The organism is Fundidesulfovibrio sp. (assembly GCF_058402725.1).
The window spans coordinates 1-2,597 of the sequence record NZ_JBZVFJ010000272.1 but is presented as its reverse complement, the minus strand read 5'-3'; the positions used below and the strand labels follow the sequence as shown (position 1 = coordinate 2,597).

The 2,597-nt window shown below is 64.9% G+C and carries 1 protein-coding gene; it reads left to right on the top strand.

Annotated elements, in window-relative coordinates; translation table 11 throughout:
• Nucleotides 1-589: 589 nt before the first annotated feature.
• The gene (locus ACV4UX_RS18570) at nucleotides 590-2,029 is read left to right on the top strand and encodes an outer membrane homotrimeric porin (RefSeq protein ID WP_491594766.1); all 1,440 of its coding nucleotides are present in this window, start codon (nucleotides 590-592) and stop codon (nucleotides 2,027-2,029) included.
• Nucleotides 2,030-2,597: the final 568 nt, after the last annotated feature.

The following is a 2,597-nucleotide window of genomic DNA, read 5'->3' as shown; positions in this document are numbered from 1 at the left end:
GGGGGCGAGTTTTTTTTCTGTAAGGGGGGGCGAAGGGGGGAGCACCCCAAACTCGGGGGGGGAGGCCACCTCCCCCCCGCCACTCCGCCTCCCGACCAGCTTCGACAGGCGGCCCAGGAGGAGCAGCAACCGGCAGCAGGACCACCGTCCGCTCGGATCGACCCACCCGGGCTTTGGCTTCGGCCCCCGCCTACACCCGGCCCCGAGCCCCTTCCTTCCCCCCACCCGGTTGGCGCTCCTTGAGGCACAATGACAAGCCGACTGGACTGACTTCCTCCGCCCGCACCGACTGACGCCGCCACCGCCGCCAGGGCGCGCCCTCCTGCGATGGCCGGGCAGCGCGTCCGACGCCCTCCGGCAGTGAAGGGTTTGCGATCTCTCCCGCCGTCCGCAGGCCCGCTTGGGCGGGTTCAATTTTTTCGACCGTAAAAAATTTTATACGAGAGTCAAAAAAACCTCATTTTCCGCTTGCGCCCCACTCGTCTTGGGTCTAGAAGGAGGCCATGGCAAATCGGGAAAGGGCCTCCCTGGTAAGCGGCCCCGCCCCGGTCAAGTCCGGCAACCCTTTCAAAGCCAAAGGAGAAAGATGATGAAGCGCTTTACCCTGGCTCTGGTCCTCGCCATGGTGTTCGGCTGTGTGGCTATCGCCTCCGCCGCCACCGAGGTGAAGATGACCGGCGACGCCCGTATCCACGGCACCTTCTTCGCCAAGCAGAACTACACTGGTTGGAACGGCGCCGCCAACCGCACCATGGACGAATTCGCCATTTGGCAGCGTTTCCGCCTGCGCACCGACTTCATCGCCAACGAAGGCCTGAAGTTCCGCTTCGGCATCCGCGCCAACAACACCCCCTGGGGTAACGGCACCTACACTGTGGACAACCCGGCCGTCGCCATCGACGTGTACCAGGCTTACCTGCAGTTCAAGTGGCCCGGCACCGACGTTGAGTTCACCATCGGCATGCAGGACTGGGGTCTGCCCATCTCCTCCGACGCCCTGCTGAACGCCAACCCCGTGTTCGGTGGTTCGCGCTCCGCCGCCGCCATCGTGTCCATCCCCGTGGCCGAGCAGTTCAAGATCATCGCCGGCTACACCCGTCTGCTGGACACCAACCGCGACATGGACCCCACCACCACCCAGGTGCCTGACGAGTTCGACGCCTTCGTGCTGGCCCTGCCCATCACCCTGGACGGCTTCAAGGCCACTCCCTGGGGCATGATGGCCGTCGCCGGCCGCAACGCCAACTACGCCACCGGCGCTGGCAACGCGGGCGCCACCCTGGCCTCCAACCTGTTCTCCGCCGGCACCGCTCTTGCCCCCGCCGGCCTGTCCAACGCCCAGAACGTGTTCTGGTGGGTTGGCGGCTCCTTCGCCGTCACCGCGCTGGATCCCTTCAAGTTCTACGCCGACGTGATCTACGGCACCGGCAACAACAGCGATCGCGGCAAGTCCAAGCGCGGCGGTTTCTGGTTCGACGTGGCCGCCGAGTACACCGGTCTGGACATCCTCACCCCCCAGCTGACCTTCTGGTGGTCCACTGGTGAAGACAGCTCCACCCGCAACGGCTCCGAGCGTATGCCCACCGTCATGGGGTACTGGGGTCCCTCGACCTCCTTCCTCTTCGACTCCTCGCAGGCTTACACCCGCGGCTACATGGGCGTGAACCCCGTCGGCTCCTGGGGCCTCGTGTTCTCCCTGAACAAGATCTCCTTCATCCAGGACCTGACCCATCGCCTGACCGTCACCTACGCCCGCGGCACCAACTCCTCCGTTGCTCTGCGCAACGCCCGCGCCCTCTGGGGTAACGGCAACTACGTGCAGATGGGCCGCGACCTGACCCAGAACGAATACGTGGTCGCCATCAACTTCGACCACCAGTACAACATCTACGAAAACCTGGCCGCCATCGTGGAAGCCGGTTGGTCCCACGGTGACTTCGAGAACTCCGTTTGGACCCGCCGCGTTGCCAACATGGCCAAGAACGGCGACGCCTTCAAGGTTGCCTTCGGCCTGCAGTACCGCTTCTAAAAAGGGCCAGCCGGACACGCCATGCGGCCGGGACGAAAGTCCCGGCCGTTTTCTTTTGCCCGCGCCCCTGCGACGCAGCTACGCAAACACGGTCTGCACGCTGGAGCCCTGTGCGCAGGTGGTGGCGAAGAAGGGCCTCCGGTCTAAAGGCACATCCTCCCCGGCTCCGACTTCGCCTCGCGAATGCGAGGGGCACGGCCCATGAAGCGACCGCTCAGACGGAGACAGGGCCTCCGGAGGACGACGGGCCTTCCCTTCTGCCCTCCCTCGCGGCTTCTCGGTTTTCATGGAATCCGACATCGACGGGTCGTCTGCTCCGCACTTCGGCAGGACACTTCAGCCAAAGCAGCATAGTCCAGGCCTGGGAGTTCGTGGCGTTTCGCGCCGGGAACTGGATCAAGAGCCCTCAAGATTTCCACAAGCAATTGCCTTGATCCTCTCCGCGTGCGGCAGTGGTGTTCCCGGCGTAGGGCTGCTCCTGGCGGGCGTCCGTCTCCGACCTACCCGGTGAAACCCGCGAAGCCATTGCGGGGTCTGGGGGGATCATCCCCCCAGCGGGTGCAGGGCA